The organism is Pseudomonas amygdali (genome assembly GCF_002699855.1).
Lineage (GTDB): Bacteria > Pseudomonadota > Gammaproteobacteria > Pseudomonadales > Pseudomonadaceae > Aquipseudomonas > Aquipseudomonas amygdali.
Window position 1 is genome coordinate 1 of sequence record NZ_LKBW01000310.1, and the last position, 15,646, is coordinate 15,646.

At 56.1% G+C, this 15,646-nt stretch carries 19 protein-coding genes and 1 tRNA gene; 19 read left to right on the top strand and 1 reads right to left on the bottom strand.

What is annotated here, in order from left to right; all coding sequences use genetic code 11:
- Positions 1-171: 171 nt before the first annotated feature.
- Positions 172-603 carry an HIT family protein gene (locus AO277_RS24805; protein WP_005733340.1) on the top strand — a complete coding sequence of 144 codons (432 nt, stop codon included), beginning with the start codon at positions 172-174 and terminating at the stop codon, positions 601-603.
- Positions 600-806, top strand: coding sequence for a SlyX family protein (locus AO277_RS24810; RefSeq protein ID WP_044317707.1), 207 nt, complete (start codon positions 600-602; stop codon positions 804-806). The genes AO277_RS24805 and AO277_RS24810 overlap by 4 nt, the downstream gene beginning before the upstream one ends.
- Before the next feature lie 64 nt (positions 807-870).
- On the opposite strand, the gene AO277_RS29480 is transcribed toward AO277_RS24810, so the two are convergent.
- On the bottom strand, positions 871-1,479 hold the full coding sequence (locus tag AO277_RS29480; RefSeq protein WP_002554664.1) for a cold-shock protein: 609 nt from the start codon (positions 1,477-1,479) through the stop codon (positions 871-873).
- A gap of 457 nt (positions 1,480-1,936) precedes the next feature.
- On the opposite strand from AO277_RS29480, the gene AO277_RS24825 reads away from it, so the two are divergent.
- The 17 genes from AO277_RS24825 to AO277_RS24910 all read left to right on the top strand — a co-directional run bounded on the left by AO277_RS24825 (position 1,937) and on the right by AO277_RS24910 (position 15,597).
- Complete coding sequence (locus AO277_RS24825) at positions 1,937-2,410, top strand: Dps family protein (protein ID WP_002554663.1); 474 nt, start codon at positions 1,937-1,939, stop codon at positions 2,408-2,410.
- A gap of 349 nt (positions 2,411-2,759) precedes the next feature.
- Positions 2,760-3,104, top strand: coding sequence for a ribbon-helix-helix domain-containing protein (locus AO277_RS24835; protein ID WP_002554662.1), 345 nt, complete (start codon positions 2,760-2,762; stop codon positions 3,102-3,104).
- A gap of 280 nt (positions 3,105-3,384) precedes the next feature.
- Positions 3,385-5,160 (top strand): aspartate--tRNA ligase, encoded by a 1,776-nt coding sequence (gene aspS / locus AO277_RS24840; protein ID WP_002554661.1) that lies wholly within the window; start codon positions 3,385-3,387, stop codon positions 5,158-5,160.
- Positions 5,161-5,276: 116 nt separating this feature from the next.
- Complete coding sequence (locus AO277_RS24845) at positions 5,277-6,023, top strand: YebC/PmpR family DNA-binding transcriptional regulator (protein ID WP_004657903.1); 747 nt, start codon at positions 5,277-5,279, stop codon at positions 6,021-6,023.
- A gap of 130 nt (positions 6,024-6,153) precedes the next feature.
- The gene (gene ruvC / locus AO277_RS24850) at positions 6,154-6,678 is read left to right on the top strand and encodes a crossover junction endodeoxyribonuclease RuvC (protein WP_044317708.1); all 525 of its coding nucleotides are present in this window, start codon (positions 6,154-6,156) and stop codon (positions 6,676-6,678) included.
- An 87-nt stretch (positions 6,679-6,765) separates the two neighbouring features.
- Positions 6,766-7,374 (top strand): Holliday junction branch migration protein RuvA, encoded by a 609-nt coding sequence (gene ruvA / locus AO277_RS24855; RefSeq protein ID WP_004657901.1) that lies wholly within the window; start codon positions 6,766-6,768, stop codon positions 7,372-7,374.
- Positions 7,375-8,436, top strand: a complete 1,062-nt coding sequence (ruvB, locus tag AO277_RS24860; protein ID WP_002554657.1) for a Holliday junction branch migration DNA helicase RuvB — start codon at positions 7,375-7,377, stop codon at positions 8,434-8,436.
- Positions 8,437-8,569: 133 nt separating this feature from the next.
- Positions 8,570-9,037 carry a tol-pal system-associated acyl-CoA thioesterase gene (gene ybgC, locus AO277_RS24865; RefSeq protein WP_005733346.1) on the top strand — a complete coding sequence of 156 codons (468 nt, stop codon included), beginning with the start codon at positions 8,570-8,572 and terminating at the stop codon, positions 9,035-9,037.
- Positions 9,027-9,722 (top strand): protein TolQ, encoded by a 696-nt coding sequence (tolQ, locus tag AO277_RS24870; RefSeq protein WP_002554655.1) that lies wholly within the window; start codon positions 9,027-9,029, stop codon positions 9,720-9,722. Before ybgC ends, tolQ begins: the two co-directional genes overlap by 11 nt.
- 14 nt (positions 9,723-9,736) lie before the next feature.
- On the top strand, positions 9,737-10,201 hold the full coding sequence (gene tolR, locus AO277_RS24875) for a protein TolR (protein ID WP_002554654.1): 465 nt from the start codon (positions 9,737-9,739) through the stop codon (positions 10,199-10,201).
- Positions 10,201-11,271, top strand: coding sequence for a cell envelope integrity protein TolA (tolA, locus tag AO277_RS24880; RefSeq protein WP_044317709.1), 1,071 nt, complete (start codon positions 10,201-10,203; stop codon positions 11,269-11,271). The genes tolR and tolA overlap by 1 nt, the downstream gene beginning before the upstream one ends.
- Before the next feature lie 47 nt (positions 11,272-11,318).
- Complete coding sequence (gene tolB / locus AO277_RS24885) at positions 11,319-12,569, top strand: Tol-Pal system beta propeller repeat protein TolB (RefSeq protein ID WP_218962518.1); 1,251 nt, start codon at positions 11,319-11,321, stop codon at positions 12,567-12,569.
- Positions 12,570-12,621: 52 nt separating this feature from the next.
- A complete protein-coding gene (gene pal, locus AO277_RS24890; protein WP_044317711.1) occupies positions 12,622-13,122 on the top strand; it encodes a peptidoglycan-associated lipoprotein Pal in 501 nt (166 codons plus the stop codon).
- Between the two features lie 6 nt (positions 13,123-13,128).
- Positions 13,129-13,947 (top strand): tol-pal system protein YbgF, encoded by an 819-nt coding sequence (gene ybgF, locus AO277_RS24895; RefSeq protein ID WP_054991767.1) that lies wholly within the window; start codon positions 13,129-13,131, stop codon positions 13,945-13,947.
- A gap of 172 nt (positions 13,948-14,119) precedes the next feature.
- Positions 14,120-14,767 carry a 7-carboxy-7-deazaguanine synthase QueE gene (gene queE / locus AO277_RS24900; RefSeq protein ID WP_044317712.1) on the top strand — a complete coding sequence of 216 codons (648 nt, stop codon included), beginning with the start codon at positions 14,120-14,122 and terminating at the stop codon, positions 14,765-14,767.
- A gap of 1 nt (position 14,768) precedes the next feature.
- A complete protein-coding gene (gene queC, locus AO277_RS24905) occupies positions 14,769-15,458 on the top strand; it encodes a 7-cyano-7-deazaguanine synthase QueC (RefSeq protein WP_002554648.1) in 690 nt (229 codons plus the stop codon).
- 63 nt (positions 15,459-15,521) lie between these two features.
- Positions 15,522-15,597 (top strand) — tRNA-Lys (locus AO277_RS24910).
- The last annotated feature ends 49 nt before the right edge of the window (positions 15,598-15,646 follow it).

The window sequence follows — 15,646 nt, forward strand, 5'->3', positions numbered from 1 at the left end:
ACGATCAGATGAAATTTCATAACGGTCAGTCATGATGGCCCTCTTGGCAACCAGAGGACATCATTTTAACCAAGGCGACTTTTCAGACAAACCCTAGTATCCTGCGGACCTCGCAGCACCCTGTTACCGACAGGGCAGGTACATTCACCTGGCAGTCAGGAGTTTTTTATCGTGTTCGTTCTGGATTCTCGTCTTCAACAAGACACCTTGCCCATTGGCGACTTTCCGCTGTGCCGGTTACTGCTCTCCAATGACAGTCATTACCCGTGGTTCATTCTGGTCCCGCGTCGGGCTGATATCACTGAGGTGTTTCAGTTGAGCGCTGCAGATCAGTTGCAGCTATGGCAGGAGACCAGTGTTCTGGCCAAGGTGCTGAAAGAGCTGTTCGATGCGGATAAAATCAACATTGCTGCCTTGGGTAATGTGGTCAGTCAGTTGCACATGCACATAATTGTGCGCAATCGTGACGATGCGGCCTGGCCTGCGCCCGTCTGGGGCAAGCATGCTGCAGTTGCTTACACCGACGAGCAGTTCTCGGCAATCTGCCGGCAGCTCAGGCCGGTATTGACGAATGATTTTCGATTTGAGGAGGAGCAGTCATGAGCCTTGAAGAGCGAGTCATGGAGCTGGAAAGCCGCATGGCCTTTCAGGACGATACAATTCAGGCACTCAATGATGTGCTGGTAAAGCAGCGGCGCGAGTTTGATCATCTACAGCAGCAGATGGCAGCAATGATCAAGCGTCAGGAGGAGATGGGCAGTCAGTTCGATACCTTCGAGGAAGAAGCGCCGCCACCTCAGTATTGATCTGTTGCCATAAAAAAACCGCGACTTCCTTTGGAGGGTCGCGGTTTTTTGTTGCCCGAAAAAATCAGCGGCGGGGCAGGGCTGCAATAACGTCTTCGGCCTGCAGGCCTTTGTCGCGGTTCATCACGGAAAACTCGACGCGTTGGCCTTCGACCAGTACGCGATGGCCTTCACCGCGAATGGCACGAAAATGCACAAAAATATCGTCGCCGGAATCCCGGGAGATAAAGCCGAAGCCCTTGGAGGTGTTGAACCACTTTACGGTGCCAGTATCACGATTTCCCATGTCGTGGTTTTGAGGTGCGGAGGATGGAGTGTAAGACCTGTAAAAGCTGACGCCCAGGTGCAAGGCGACGGCCACGATGGCGATGCTCAGGCTAACCAGAATTGCCGGTTGGCCTGCGATGCCGGGCAGAGGAACGAGCAAGGTCAGCGTTTGTACGATTACCGCAATGACAAGCAGGGCACTGACCAGATTTTGCAGATTATGACGTGGGCCTCGATTCCAGTAAGGGATTACCGGAGCGAGTATCAGGTTAAGCAGCCCGAGAAATGCCAGGCAGATGGCGTCAGGGTTTTGCAGGTAGAGAGAGACCGCTTCACTACGCAGGCTAGGTATGAAAGAGAGCAACAGGGCTGCTGCTCCCGTTACCAGATGGACGATTTTCAACATTTTAAAAAGCTCACATGCAAGAAGGATTACAAGAAATAGCTGGTAACGCCCGGTACGCTTCTGAACAAGATGAGGCGTGATGCACGGGCGCAGGGCCAGCCTATGCGCCAGCGCTGAATGGCAACTCGTTGGCGACACGTCGTGTATTTAACAGCAAAGCCTGATGCTACTCAAATCAGCAATCAATAACGGCCCTCCTGCCTGCCCTGCTTTGATAGCCCGTGCCGCTACAGGGGTTGAAACAGAGCGTTCAGGCTGGTTTTGCTGATGACTATTGAGGAAGTGCAGGAATTTTCTGTCCGTGGCACCTGTGGTGACGCGTCGCAAAGCACCCTGGTACGTCCATGAATCGTTGCAGGTTTGTGGCATCGACCAACGGAAAGCTGCGCCATTCGGGTTCTCTTGATAGAGTAGTGGTCTTTACTGCTTTTCAATCCTCACTAAAAGGGCATGAAACATGGCAATCGATATTGGTATCAGTGAAGAGGATCGTAAATCGATCGTGGACGGTCTGTCGCATCTGCTGTCGGATACTTATGTGCTTTACCTCAAGACTCACAACTTTCACTGGAATGTCAGCGGGCCGATGTTTCGCACGCTGCATTTGATGTTTGAAGAACAGTATAACGAACTGGCACTGGCAGTTGACTCTATCGCTGAGCGTATTCGTGCGTTGGGCTTCCCTGCTCCTGGCACTTATTCGACGTATGCTCGCCTGTCTTCCATCAAGGAAGAAGAGGGCGTGCCAAGTGCCGAAGATATGATCAAAAGTCTGGTTCAGGGTCAAGAGGCCGTTGTCCGTACTGCGCGTAGTATCTTTCCTCTTCTCGACAAGGTCAGCGACGAGCCGACGGCTGATCTGTTGACGCAGCGTATGCAGGTTCATGAGAAAACTGCCTGGATGTTGCGCTCGATGTTTGAGTCGAAATAACGACCGGGGCGAGTGACGCTCAGCGTCACTCGCCTGTTCTTCATATGTTGCCTTGCAGGCAGCGCCTGATCTTCGCCTTTTTGGCCTCCGCTGCTTGAGCGCTCAGGCACATGAAGGCTTGGTCGTCGCCCGTTGTCACGCATATCATCCAGCCATATTCCTTGCTCTTCTTCATTATGCCTTCAGGGTTAAACGATATTCCGCTGATTTCTGTAGCCATCTCCTACAGTGATAAAGTATTAGAGCGGCTGGATATAAAATCTCGAATCATGTTTTATACATCAGGGTATTTATTTGTTTTTGAATATTTCTTTTAATGTTTAAAGTTTATGATTCGAAGGTGATCGTTATGATGTTACGAAGTGCTGAGCGAGAGCTTAAGTTTTTACATCGGGAGGTGGAGATACGCCATGACCCCTTTGTCGAAAATTTCAACATGACCCTGGCGCAGCCTCATTCCAAATCCGTTCGGCTAAATGGTCTGGCCACCTGCCTGCGCCTGGAGAACGTGTATTGGAACATTCTGTCAGGCATTGCAAGTTCCAATGAGTGTTCTGTTAATGCGGTATTGTCCTACATTGATCGAGAGGTTCACTTACGTCATGGAGGTGTAAAAAACTTCAGCGGTCTGATTCGCGTTGTCTGTGTTGCGCATCTGCTGAAGGATGCTCACGTGGAAAATACCCACGTTTAGAGTGGTCTTCACCCTCATTCCTGCAGGCCCGCTTCGGCGTGCCTGCGTTTCCCTCGTAGCGCGACCGAGCTGGGGGCGGTCACGAACTTATCCGGCCGTGATAGGTTCGTTCGGCTGCACGGTGCCAATTAACTCTATATAATCCTCCGTCTTCCTAGCGGGCGTGACTCTGCGTGGGCCAGGGCTGGCTTTAGTCTTGTGCCGGTGCCGTGTACCACTGAGCGCAAGCCAGGAGCGAAAGCGCCACCGAATTCGAATTACGAGAAGTGAAAACACCATCATGATGCGCAGCCATTATTGCGGCCAACTGAACGAGAGTCTGGAAGGCCAGGAAATTACCCTTTGCGGATGGGTCCACCGTCGTCGTGACCACGGAGGCGTTATCTTCCTCGATATCCGCGACCGTGAAGGCATGGCTCAAGTCGTGTTCGACCCTGATCGTGCCGACAGCTTCGCCGCCGCTGACCGCGTGCGCAGCGAGTACGTGGTCAAGGTCGTGGGCAAGGTTCGTGCTCGTCCGGCAGGTGCCGTGAACGCGAACATGGCGTCGGGTGCCATCGAGGTTCTGGGTTACGAACTCGAAGTGCTGAACGAGTCCGAGACTCCGCCATTCCCGCTGAATGAATATTCCGACGTCGGCGAGGAAACACGCCTGCGTTATCGCTTTATCGACCTGCGCCGTCCGGAAATGGCCGAGAAGCTGCGTCTGCGTTCGCGCATCACCACCAGCATCCGCCGCTATCTGGATGACAACGGCTTTCTCGACGTCGAGACGCCGATCCTGACCCGCGCCACACCGGAAGGTGCTCGCGACTATCTGGTTCCAAGTCGCACACACCCGGGCAGCTTTTTCGCCCTGCCGCAGTCGCCTCAGTTGTTCAAGCAATTGCTGATGGTGGCTGGCTTTGACCGCTACTATCAGATCGCCAAGTGCTTCCGCGACGAAGACCTGCGTGCCGACCGTCAGCCGGAATTCACCCAGATCGACATCGAGACCAGTTTCCTCAATGAAGAGGACATCATCGGTCTGACCGAGAAGATGGTTCGTCAGCTGTTCAAGGAAGTGCTGGACCTGGAGTTCGGTGATTTCCCGCACATGACCTTCGAAGAAGCCATGCGCCGCTACGGCTCCGACAAGCCAGACCTGCGTAACCCGCTGGAACTGGTGGATGTTGCCGACCAGCTTACCGGCGTCGAGTTCAAGGTGTTCAGCGGTCCGGCCAACGACCCCAAGGGGCGTGTTGCCGCACTGCGTGTGCCGGGCGCTGCCAGCATGGCGCGCAGCCAGATCGACGACTACACCAAATTCGTCAGCATCTATGGTGCCAAGGGCCTGGCCTACATCAAGGTCAACGAGCGCGCGAAGGGGCCGGAAGGCTTGCAGTCGCCGATCGTCAAGTTCATCCCGGAAGACAACCTGAACGTCATCCTTGATCGCGTGGGTGCGGTCGATGGCGATATCGTTTTCTTCGGCGCGGACAAGTTCAAGATCGTCAGCGAAGCCCTTGGCGCGCTGCGCATCAAGATCGGTAACGACCTCAAGCTGCACACGTGCGAGTGGGCACCGATGTGGGTCGTCGACTTCCCGATGTTCGAAGAAAACGACGACGGCAGCTTCACAGCGTTGCACCATCCCTTCACGGCACCCAAGTGCACGCCCGAAGAGCTGGAAGCCAATCCGGCGACGGCGCTGTCGCGTGCCTACGACATGGTGCTTAACGGTACCGAGCTGGGCGGCGGTTCGATTCGTATCCACCGCAAGGAAATGCAACAGGCGGTCTTCCGTCTGCTGGGTATCGCCGAAGACGAGCAGCAGGAGAAGTTCGGCTTCCTGCTCGACGCCTTGAAATACGGCGCTCCGCCGCACGGTGGTCTGGCGTTTGGTCTGGACCGTCTGGTGATGCTGATGACCGGCGCGCAATCGATTCGTGAAGTGATTGCGTTCCCGAAAACCCAGAGCGCCGCCGACGTCATGACCCAGGCGCCTGGCGTTGTCGATGCCAAAGCGTTGCGCGAGCTGCATATCCGTCTGCGCGAGCAGCCGAAGGCTGAGTGATGCCGGGCAGGGCGTATCGTCGATACGCCCTGTATCTGCCCTTATTGAGTGAAGCTTTTTGCCTCGTTGTTCAGGGCGAAAGGTGAAGGTGTTTCAAAAAGAATCTGGAGCGAAAAATGGCAGGTCATTCTAAGTGGGCGAACATCAAGCACCGCAAAGAGCGTCAGGATGCCAAGAAAGGCAAGATTTTCACCAAGTGGATTCGTGAACTGACCGTTGCTGCGCGTCAGGGCGGCGGCGATCCTGGCTCCAACCCGCGTCTGCGTTTGGCGCTGGACAAGGCGCTTGGTGCAAACATGACCCGTGACACCATTGATCGTGCGGTCGCGCGAGGCGTGGGCGCATCCGACGGTGACGATGTCGAGGAACTGGGTTACGAGGGCTACGGCCCGGGCGGTGTGGCAATCATGGTCGAAACCATGACTGACAACCGTAATCGTACCGCCGCTGCCGTTCGCCATGCGTTCACCAAGTGTGGCGGCAACCTCGGTACTGACGGCTCTGTGGCTTACCTGTTCGATCGCAAGGGTCAGATTTCTTTTGCTGCCGGCGTCGATGAGGATGCCCTTATCGAGGCTGCCATGGAAGCTGACGCCGATGATGTCGTGACCAACGACGATGGCTCGATCGATGTGTTTACGTCGTTCTCCGGGTTCTATGCCGTGCGTAACGCTCTTGAGGCCGCAGGTTTCAAGGCTTCCGACGCAGAAATCGTCATGTTGCCGACAACCAGTGCAGTGCTTGATCTGGAGACCGCCGAGAAGGTCCTCAAGCTGATCGACATGCTTGAAGACCTGGATGACGTGCAGAACGTCTATTCAAACGCGGAAATTCCGGACGACGTGATGGAGCAACTGGGCTGATCGCCGACAGGTAACACCGAGTCAGAAGCCGGGGGAGCGAAGCTGTGAGCATCACGCAGCTATCGGCCTCCGGCTTCTGCCTTTATGCTGCACCTATTGTTTTGCGTCACCTTCTCAAGCTGCAGGCGTTATGACTCTTATTCTTGGTATCGACCCCGGTTCTCGAATTACCGGCTATGGCCTGGTACGTGACACCGGGCGCGGTTGTGTCTACGTCGCTTCCGGGTGCATTCGTACCGGCAGTGGTGAATTGCACGAACGTTTGCAGATCGTTTATCGCGGGGTGCGTGAGGTCATAAAGACCTACGGGCCGGTGACGATGGGCATCGAAAAGGTTTTCATGGCGCGCAACGCCGATTCAGCCCTGAAGCTGGGGCAGGCCAGGGGCGCGGCCATCGTGGCGGGTGCCGAGGAGGCGCTGGAAATTGCCGAGTACACTGCCACTCAGGTCAAGCAGGCAGTAGCAGGGACTGGCGGTGCCAATAAAGAGCAGGTGATGATGATGGTCATGCATTTGCTCAAATTGACCCAGAAGCCTCAGATTGACGCCTCCGACGCCCTGGCTATCGCGCTGTGTCATGCGCACACGCGCTCCAGCCTGATTCCTCACGGGTTGAGTACCGCGCGCAGCCGCGGCGGCCGTTTGCGTCTGTGACTGAATCACGAGGACCTGTGTCTTTACGATGACTGTGTTCAATTTCTTCTTCGCGCAAGCGACAGGCAACACGAAAGGATCTGAAACGTGATTGGACGTTTACGCGGCTCTCTCGCCGAAAAACAGCCTCCGCATCTGGTGTTGGATGTTAATGGTGTCGGCTATGAGCTGGAAGTGCCGATGACGACGCTGTATCGGTTGCCGCATGTCGGCGAGACAGTGACATTGCACACCCATTTGGTGGTCCGCGAGGACGCGCATCTGCTGTATGGCTTCTATGAAAAACGCGAGCGCGAGCTGTTCCGTGAATTGATCCGACTGAACGGGGTCGGCCCCAAGCTGGCGCTGGCGTTGATGTCGGGCCTGGAGGTCGATGAGCTGGTGCGTTGCGTTCAGGCGCAGGACACATCGGCGCTGACTCGTATTCCCGGTGTAGGCAAGAAAACCGCCGAGCGTCTGCTGGTCGAGCTCAAGGATCGGTTCAAGGCCTGGGAGTCCTTGCCAGGCACCTTTACGCTGGTTTCCAATGGTCCGAATCAGGCCGAGCCTGTGGCGTCGGCCGAATCCGACGCAGTCAGCGCGCTTATTTCGCTGGGTTACAAGCCGCAGGAGGCGAGCAAGGCTGTCTCCGCCATCAAGGAAAAAGATTTGAGCAGTGCGGATCTGATTCGCCGTGCGTTGAAGGGGATGGGTTAAGTGATAGACGCCGACCGTCTGATAACCGCCGCTGGCGGCCGTGATCGTGATGAACAGATGGACCGTGCGATTCGGCCACTGAGCCTTGCGGACTACATCGGCCAGCCGACCGTACGCGAGCAGATGGAACTGTTCATCCAGGCTGCCCGTGGCCGCAATGAGGCGCTGGATCACACATTGATCTTTGGGCCGCCCGGTCTGGGCAAGACCACGCTGGCCAATATTATCGCTCAGGAAATGGGTGTCTCGATCAAGAGCACCTCCGGGCCGGTGCTCGAGCGGCCCGGTGATCTGGCCGCAATCCTGACCAACCTTGAGCCCAACGATGTGTTGTTCATCGATGAGATCCATCGTTTGTCGCCGATTGTCGAAGAAGTGTTGTATCCGGCAATGGAAGACTTCCAGCTCGACATCATGATCGGTGAGGGTCCCGCCGCGCGCTCTATCAAACTTGATCTGCCACCGTTCACGCTGGTCGGTGCGACTACCCGAGCGGGCATGCTGACCAATCCATTACGCGATCGTTTCGGGATCGTTCAGCGGCTCGAGTTTTATAATATTGCCGACCTGTCGACGATCGTGTCTCGCTCGGCGGGCATTCTGGGACTGGTCATCGAGCCGCAAGGCGCTTTCGAGATCGCCAGGCGCGCCCGTGGTACGCCACGGATCGCCAACCGTTTGTTGCGTCGGGTACGGGATTTCGCCGAGGTGCGCGGCAATGGGCAGATCACCCGGCAGACCGCCGACAAGGCCTTGAACCTGCTGGACGTCGACGAGCATGGCTTCGATCATCAGGACCGGCGTCTGCTGCTGACCATGATCGAGAAGTTCGATGGCGGGCCTGTCGGTGTCGATAGCCTGGCGGCGGCCATCAGCGAGGAGCGTCACACAATTGAGGATGTGCTCGAGCCCTATTTGATCCAGCAAGGCTATATCATGCGCACGCCGCGTGGACGTGTGGTCACCCGTCATGCGTACCTGCATTTCGGGCTGAATATTCCCTCCAGGATGGGGGAGATGCCGGTGGCGGACGATGTGGTCGATGATCCGGCGGATTTATAGCAATGTTTTGCAATTTATTTGCGGTCGGCGTGGTCACATTGCCAGTCCTGCCGCCGATACCGGTAATAAGTGGCAAAACGTTGAAAAACAGTTGCCTGGCCCGATTGGCAACCTGAGGAGTAAGCTCTAGAGTATGCGCGCGCAAAACGGGGTTCAGTCGTTCGCACATCGCTGTCGCGTTTATTACGAGGACACCGATGCTGGCGGCATCGTCTACTACGTCAATTATCTGAAATTCATGGAGCGGGCTCGTACCGAGCGGCTGCGGGAATTGGGCTTTGCCCAGTCCGAACTGGCGCAGGAAAACCTTTTATTTGTCGTGCACTCCAGTGACGCGCGTTATCACAAGCCCGCGCGGCTGGATGACGAGTTGCTTGTCAGTGCAGAAGTAACCGAATTGAACCGTGTCAGCCTGCGCTTTCAACAGCAGATCAGGCGGGCGTCGGATGCAACGTTGCTCTGTGAAGGGCAGTTCCTGGTGGCGTGTGTACGCGCCGATAGTTTTAAACCCCGGGCCATTCCCGAAGCTCTGCGAGCGGCCTTTGCCGACCAGGGCGGCGCGGGCATACATTCAGAGCAGGAGATAAAGCGTGGAAGCTAACGTCGTCGACCATTCCTCCATGTGGAGTTTGGTCAGCAATGCCAGCATTGTTGTTCAGTTGGTAATGCTGATTCTGGTGGCCGCTTCGGTCACTTCGTGGATCGTGATTTTTCAGCGCAGCAATATGCTGCGCGCAGGTCGGCGCGCACTGGATAGCTTTGAAGAGCGTTTCTGGTCGGGTATCGATCTGTCCAAGCTGTACCGTCAGGCGGGCAGCAATCCCGATCCGGACTCTGGCGTAGAGCAGATCTTTCGTGCTGGTTTCAAGGAATTCTCCCGCCTGCGTCAGCAGTCCGGTGTCGATCCCGATGCGGTCATGGAAGGTGTGGCGCGCGCCATGCGTGTAGCTATTTCCCGTGAGGAAGAAAAGCTCGAAGCAGGTCTGCCGTATCTGGCGACCGTGGGCTCCACCAGCCCGTATGTCGGTCTGTTCGGTACTGTCTGGGGGATCATGAACTCCTTCCGCGGTCTGGCAACTGCCCAGCAGGCAACGCTGGCTACCGTGGCACCGGGTATTGCCGAGGCACTGATTGCAACGGCCATCGGCCTGTTCGCAGCCATCCCGGCCGTTATTGCCTACAACCGTTTCGCCGCGCGCAGTGAGACCTTGATCAGCCGTTACTACACGTTCGCTGACGAGTTTCAGGCCATCCTGCACCGTAAAGTGCACACCAGCGAAGAGTGAGCAGGTAATTCCCCATGGCTTTAATCGCTCGAGATCGTCGCAGAAAACGCAAGCCGGTCGCCGAAATGAACGTAGTGCCCTACATCGACGTGATGCTGGTGTTGCTCGTGATTTTCATGGTGACGGCTCCCATGATCAACCAGGGCGTGAAAGTCGACTTGCCCAAGGTCTCCAGCGAGGCTTTGCCGCAAGACAACAACAATCAGGTCCTGACCATTTCGATCAAGGCTGACAAGACCTATTACTGGAACCTTGGCAGCGAAGTCGATACCGACAAACAGATGGACAAGGCAATGACCCTGCCGCAACTGACTGCCGCAGTGACCAAGATCGTCGCTGCCGGTCGTGACGCAGGCAAGCAGACGCAGGTTTTCATTCGTGGTGACAAGACCGTCGATTATGGCTCGGTCATGGGCACGATGGGCGGGCTGCAGAAGGCTGGGGTCGGGAATGTTGGCTTGATTACCGAGGCACCCTGATGCAGCCGATTCGAGAGCCGTCCGCCTCGGAAAGCTACTTCTGGCCCAGTGTCTGGGCCGTGGCATTGCATATTCTGATCTTTGGCATGCTGTTCGTCAGCTTTGCCATGACTCCGGATCTGCCCGAAGCCAAGCCTATCGTTCAGGCAACGCTCTATCAGCTCAAGTCCAAGAGCCAGGCCACTACCCAGACCAACCAGAAGATTGCCGGTGAGGCGAAGAAAACCGCTGCGCGACAAACTGAAGTCGAACAGCTGGAGCAGAAAAAGATCGAGCAGCTCAAACAGGAAGCTGTAAAAGCTGCGGAACAAAAGAAAGAAGAGGCTGCTCAAAAAGCCGAAGAGCAGAAAGCTGCCGACGAAGCCAAAAAGGCCGAACAGAAAGCAGAGGAGGCCAAAAAGGCTGACGATGCCAAGAAAGCCGATGAAGCCAAGAAGGTTGCCGACGCCCAAAAGCTTGAAGAGAAGCAGCAGGCTGATATAGCCAAGAAAAAGGCCGAAGAAGAGGCAAAGAAAAAAGCCGAGGAAGACGCCAAGAAAGCTGCCGCCGAGGAAGCCAAGAAACAGGCTGCTGATGAGGCCAAGAGAAAGGCCGCAGAAGACGCCAAGAAAAAGGCTGCCGAGGACGCGAAGAAAAAAGCTGCTGCAGATTCCGCCAAGAAGGCGCAGGAAGCAGCTCGCAAATCCGCTGAAGACAAGAAGGCGCAGGCACTGGCCGATTTGCTGTCCGATAAACCGGAACGGCAACAGGCTTTGGCTGACGAGCGGGGCGATGAAACGGCTGGCAGTTTCGATGACCTGATTCGTGTCAGGGCTTCCGAAGGCTGGAGTCGTCCACCATCGGCACGTAACAACATGTCGGTAACGTTGCAGATTGGCATGTTGCCGGACGGTACGATTGGTTCAGTATCGATTGCCAAGTCCAGTGGTGACGGGCCGTTCGACAGCTCTGCGGTTGCTGCGGTGAAGAACATTGGACGTTTGACAGAAATGCAGGGTCTGAAGCCGGCTGACTTCGCTCCCTATCGTTCATTCAAGATGACATTCACACCTGGAGATCTAGCCTTGTGATCAACCTTTTTCGAGGACTGCTGGTCGTTCTCTGTTTCGCATCCGCAATGGTGTCGGCAGAAGAAAAGAACATTCTGGTCACCAGCGGCAGTGACCGTGCAGCACCGATTGCTGTTGTGCCATTCGGATGGCAGGGCGGTAACGTACTGCCGGAAGACATGGCGGAAATCGTCAGCAACGATCTGCGCAACTCCGGCTATTACGCGCCGATTCCAAAGCAGAACATGATCAGCTTGCCGACCCAGGCCAGTGAAGTCATTTTCCGTGACTGGAAAGCGCTGGGTGCCCAGTACGTCATGGTCGGCAACATCACGCCTGCCGGCGGACGTCTGCAGATCCAGTACGCTCTGTTTAACGTAGCCACCGAGCAACAGGTTCTCACCGGTAACGTGTCGGGTACCAACGATCAACTGCGGGACATGGCGCATTACATTGCCGACCAGTCGTTCGAGAAGCTCACCGGCATCAAGGGTGCGTTTTCTACCCGCATGCTTTACGTGACGGCCGAACGTTTCTCCGAGAACAATACGCGTTACACCTTGCAGCGTTCGGATTACGACGGTGCTCGGGCAGTAACCCTGCTGCAATCGCGTGAGCCAATCCTGTCGCCACGTTTCGCGCCGGACGGCAAGCGTATTGCCTATGTATCGTTCGAACAGAAGCGCCCGCGCATTTTTGTTCAGCACATCGATACCGGTCGCCGTGAGCAGATCACCAATTTTGAAGGCCTGAATGGCGCGCCTGCATGGTCGCCGGATGGCAGCAAGCTGGCATTCGTTCTGTCCAAGGACGGTAACCCGGAGATCTACGTAATCAATCTGGCTTCGCGCCAATTGAGCCGCGTCACCAACGATTCTTCGATTGATACTGAACCTTTCTTCGGAAAGGACGGGTCTACGCTATACTTCACGTCGGACCGTGGCGGCAAGCCACAGATCTACAAGACAAACATCAATGGCGGCGGTGCCGAACGTGTAACGTTCGTGGGTAACTACAACGCCAACCCGAAATTGTCAGCGGATGAAAAGACGCTGGTAATGATTCACCGGCAGGACGGCTTCACTAATTTCAAGGTGGCAGTGCAGGATTTGGCCCGCGGTAGCGTAAAAATTCTCACAGATAGCAACCTTGATGAGTCGCCTACTGTTGCGCCCAACGGCACCATGGTAATCTACGCCACCCGCCAGCAGGGCCGGGGAGTCTTGATGATCGTGTCCATTAATGGACGCGTAAGGCTCCCGCTTCCTACCGCTCAAGGCGAAGTCAGAGAACCTTCCTGGTCCCCTTACCTGAACTGACGCGGCGCTACACGATTCGCTTAACACACTGGGGTTCATTAGGAGTTTCAAGATGGAAATGCTGAAGTTTGGTAAATTTGCTGCGCTGGCTCTGGCCATGGCTGTAGCTGTAGGTTGCTCTTCCAAAGGCGGCGACAATGCCGGTGCAGGCGGTGCTGTTGACCCTAACGCTGGTTACGGCGCCAACACTGGTGCAGTTGACGGCTCCCTGAGCGAAGAAGCTGCTCTGCGCGCAATCACTACCTTCTACTTCGAATACGACAGTTCGGACCTGAAGCCAGAAGCCATGCGCTCCCTGGACGTGCACGCAAAAGACATGAAAGCTAACGGCGCTCGCGTTGTTCTGGAAGGCAACACCGACGAACGTGGTACTCGCGAGTACAACATGGCACTGGGCGAGCGTCGTGCGAAAGCCGTTCAACGCTACCTGGTTCTGCAAGGTGTTTCCCCAGCTCAGCTGGAACTGGTTTCCTACGGCGAAGAGCGTCCAGTTGCTACCGGCAACGACGAGCAGTCCTGGGCTCAAAACCGTCGCGTCGAACTGCGTAAGTAATTTGACATGCGAACGTGCCGACGTGCTCTAACCGTTTTGGCCCTCGCCCTTCCGCTTTCAGCGTTGGGTGCGGCACCTGTGGTCGATAACAATTCTGGCTCTGGCAGCAGCAGTTATCCGCCAGCGGGTTATGGCACGTCCGGCGCCTATGCCGGGGGAGGGGTCACGGCCCCTGCCTCGGCACAAGGTCAGCTGTTCATGCAATTGCAGCAAATGCAGGACGAAATCGCGCGTTTGCGCGGTGTTGTCGAGGTCCAGCAGAATGATATCCAGCGCATGAAGCAGGAAGCTCTGGAGCGTTATCAGGAACTCGATCAACGCATAGCCAGTGGCGCAGCCGCTCCGGCTACCAATAATTCTCAACCTTCTGGTGGCGCTATCGACGCCAGTGGGACGCCTTCGGCCTCAGCGGCTCAGCAGGCACCGGCAGCAGGCACCGAGCCTCCTGACCCGGCGAAGGAAAAGCTTTATTACGAAGCGGCCTTCGATTTGATCAAGGCAAAGGATTTCGACAAGGCCAGTCAGGCCTTTACCGCTTTCCTGCGCAAATACCCGAACAGCTCGTACGCGGGCAACGCCCAATACTGGCTGGGTGAAGTGAATCTGGCCAAAGGTGACCTTCAGGGTGCCGGTCAGGCGTTCGCCAAGGTCAGTCAGCAGTATCCGAAGCATGCCAAGGTGCCTGACTCGCTGTACAAGCTGGCTGACGTCGAGCGTCGTCTCGGTCACACCGATAAGGTCAAAGGCATATTGCAGCAAGTAGTCGCCCAGTATCCGGGCACCTCAGCTGCACAATTGGCGCAACGAGATCTTCAGCGTCTTTGATGTTCTGACCCCGCTGATCAAGAAAGCCGCGCTAGTCGCGGCTTTTTTCGTTAGAATCTCGCACCCGAAATTCCGGTACACCCTACGCTTTTCCGGATTCTGCGATTGCAGGGTCCTTTGAAGTGCCTGACGGAGGCGGACGGCCTGTTTAGCTGTTACGCCGGTGGCTGATATGCAAGACACATTACGCATCACCGAAATCTTTCACTCGTTGCAGGGTGAAACCCGTACGGCTGGCCTGCCTACCGTATTCGTCCGCCTCACCGGCTGCCCATTGCGCTGTCAGTATTGCGACAGTGCCTACGCATTCAGCGGTGGGACCATCCAGACGCTGGATGACATCGTTGGGCAAGTGGCGGCCTATCGTCCTCGCTATGTCTGTGTGACCGGCGGTGAGCCGCTCGCTCAGCCCAATGCCATTCCGTTGCTCAAGCGTCTTTGTGATGCTGGCTATGAGGTCTCACTGGAGACCAGCGGCGCGCTGGATATCTCGGCAGTCGATCCTCGTGTAAGTCGCGTTGTGGACCTCAAGACCCCTGGGTCAAAGGAAGTCTCGCGTAACCGTTACGAGAACATCGAGCTGCTGTCGAGAAATGACCAGGTAAAATTCGTGATTTGCTCGCGCGAAGATTATGACTGGGCCGTCTCCAAGCTGATTCAGTACGGTCTTGAGCGCCGTGCGGGCGAAGTCCTGTTCTCTGCCAGTCACCACGAGCTTAAAGGTCGTGATCTGGCGGACTGGATCGTTGCCGACAATCTGCCGGTACGGTTGCAGATGCAGTTGCATAAAATTCTTTGGGATGACGAGCCGGGGCGCTGACATGAGTGAATTGACCAATACCGAAAAAAGAGCCGTGATCCTGCTGTCCGGTGGGCTGGATTCTGCAACCGTCGTCGCCATGGCCCGCGCAGAAGGCTACGCCTGCTACACCATGAGCTTCGACTACGGCCAGCGTCATCGCGCCGAACTGGATGCCGCAGCGCGCGTTGCCCGCGATCTGGGTGCAGTCGAGCACAAGGTCATTGGCCTGAACCTCAACGGCATTGGCGGCTCGGCATTGACCGATAGCTCCATCGCCGTGCCGGAGTCGCCCTCTGAAGGCATTCCGATAACTTACGTACCGGCACGCAACACGGTGTTCCTATCGCTGGCGCTGGGCTGGGCGGAGGTGCTGGGTGCACGGGATATCTTCATCGGCGTCAATGCCGTGGACTATTCAGGCTATCCCGACTGCCGTCCCGAGTTTGTCGAGTCGTTCGAGCGCATGGCCAACCTTGCGACCAAGGCTGGTGTGGAAGGGCAGGGGTTCACAATCAGAGCGCCGCTGCAGAACCTGAGCAAGTCGGACATCGTCAAGGCAGGCGCTGCTTTGGGGGTCGATTACTCACTGACGGTTTCCTGCTATCAGGCTGATGACCAGGGCCGAGCCTGTGGCAAATGCGACAGCTGTCGCCTGCGCGCCGAGGGCTTCACAGCCGCCGGCATGGCAGACCCGACACGTTATTTTTAAAGTTTTTTGAAAAAGGTGTTGAATTACTGATAAAAATCAGTAATATACGCGCCACACAACAGAGGGTCGTTAGCTCAGTTGGTAGAGCAGTTGGCTTTTAACCAATTGGTCGTAGGTTCGAATCCCACACGACCCACCATTTCGAAAATCTGGAAGGCCCATGAAAATGCGGATTTCCAGGTTTTTTT

What these genes read in the sequence shown, in the direction of transcription:
- pal (WP_044317711.1), top strand. Translation starts at nt 12,622, where the DNA reads ATGGAAATGCTGAAGTTTGGTAAATTTGCTGCGCTGGCTCTGGCCATG.
- AO277_RS24825 (WP_002554663.1), top strand. Translation starts at nt 1,937, where the DNA reads ATGGCAATCGATATTGGTATCAGTGAAGAGGATCGTAAATCGATCGTG.
- queC (WP_002554648.1), top strand. Translation starts at nt 14,769, where the DNA reads ATGAGTGAATTGACCAATACCGAAAAAAGAGCCGTGATCCTGCTGTCC.
- AO277_RS24835 (WP_002554662.1), top strand. Translation starts at nt 2,760, where the DNA reads ATGATGTTACGAAGTGCTGAGCGAGAGCTTAAGTTTTTACATCGGGAG.
- tolR (WP_002554654.1), top strand. Translation starts at nt 9,737, where the DNA reads ATGGCTTTAATCGCTCGAGATCGTCGCAGAAAACGCAAGCCGGTCGCC.
- tolB (WP_218962518.1), top strand. Translation starts at nt 11,319, where the DNA reads ATGGTGTCGGCAGAAGAAAAGAACATTCTGGTCACCAGCGGCAGTGAC.
- aspS (WP_002554661.1), top strand. Translation starts at nt 3,385, where the DNA reads ATGATGCGCAGCCATTATTGCGGCCAACTGAACGAGAGTCTGGAAGGC.
- ruvC (WP_044317708.1), top strand. Translation starts at nt 6,154, where the DNA reads ATGACTCTTATTCTTGGTATCGACCCCGGTTCTCGAATTACCGGCTAT.
- queE (WP_044317712.1), top strand. Translation starts at nt 14,120, where the DNA reads ATGCAAGACACATTACGCATCACCGAAATCTTTCACTCGTTGCAGGGT.
- tolA (WP_044317709.1), top strand. Translation starts at nt 10,201, where the DNA reads ATGCAGCCGATTCGAGAGCCGTCCGCCTCGGAAAGCTACTTCTGGCCC.
- AO277_RS24845 (WP_004657903.1), top strand. Translation starts at nt 5,277, where the DNA reads ATGGCAGGTCATTCTAAGTGGGCGAACATCAAGCACCGCAAAGAGCGT.
- AO277_RS29480 (WP_002554664.1), bottom strand. Translation starts at nt 1,479, where the DNA reads ATGTTGAAAATCGTCCATCTGGTAACGGGAGCAGCAGCCCTGTTGCTC.
- AO277_RS24810 (WP_044317707.1), top strand. Translation starts at nt 600, where the DNA reads ATGAGCCTTGAAGAGCGAGTCATGGAGCTGGAAAGCCGCATGGCCTTT.
- ybgF (WP_054991767.1), top strand. Translation starts at nt 13,129, where the DNA reads ATGCGAACGTGCCGACGTGCTCTAACCGTTTTGGCCCTCGCCCTTCCG.
- ybgC (WP_005733346.1), top strand. Translation starts at nt 8,570, where the DNA reads ATGCGCGCGCAAAACGGGGTTCAGTCGTTCGCACATCGCTGTCGCGTT.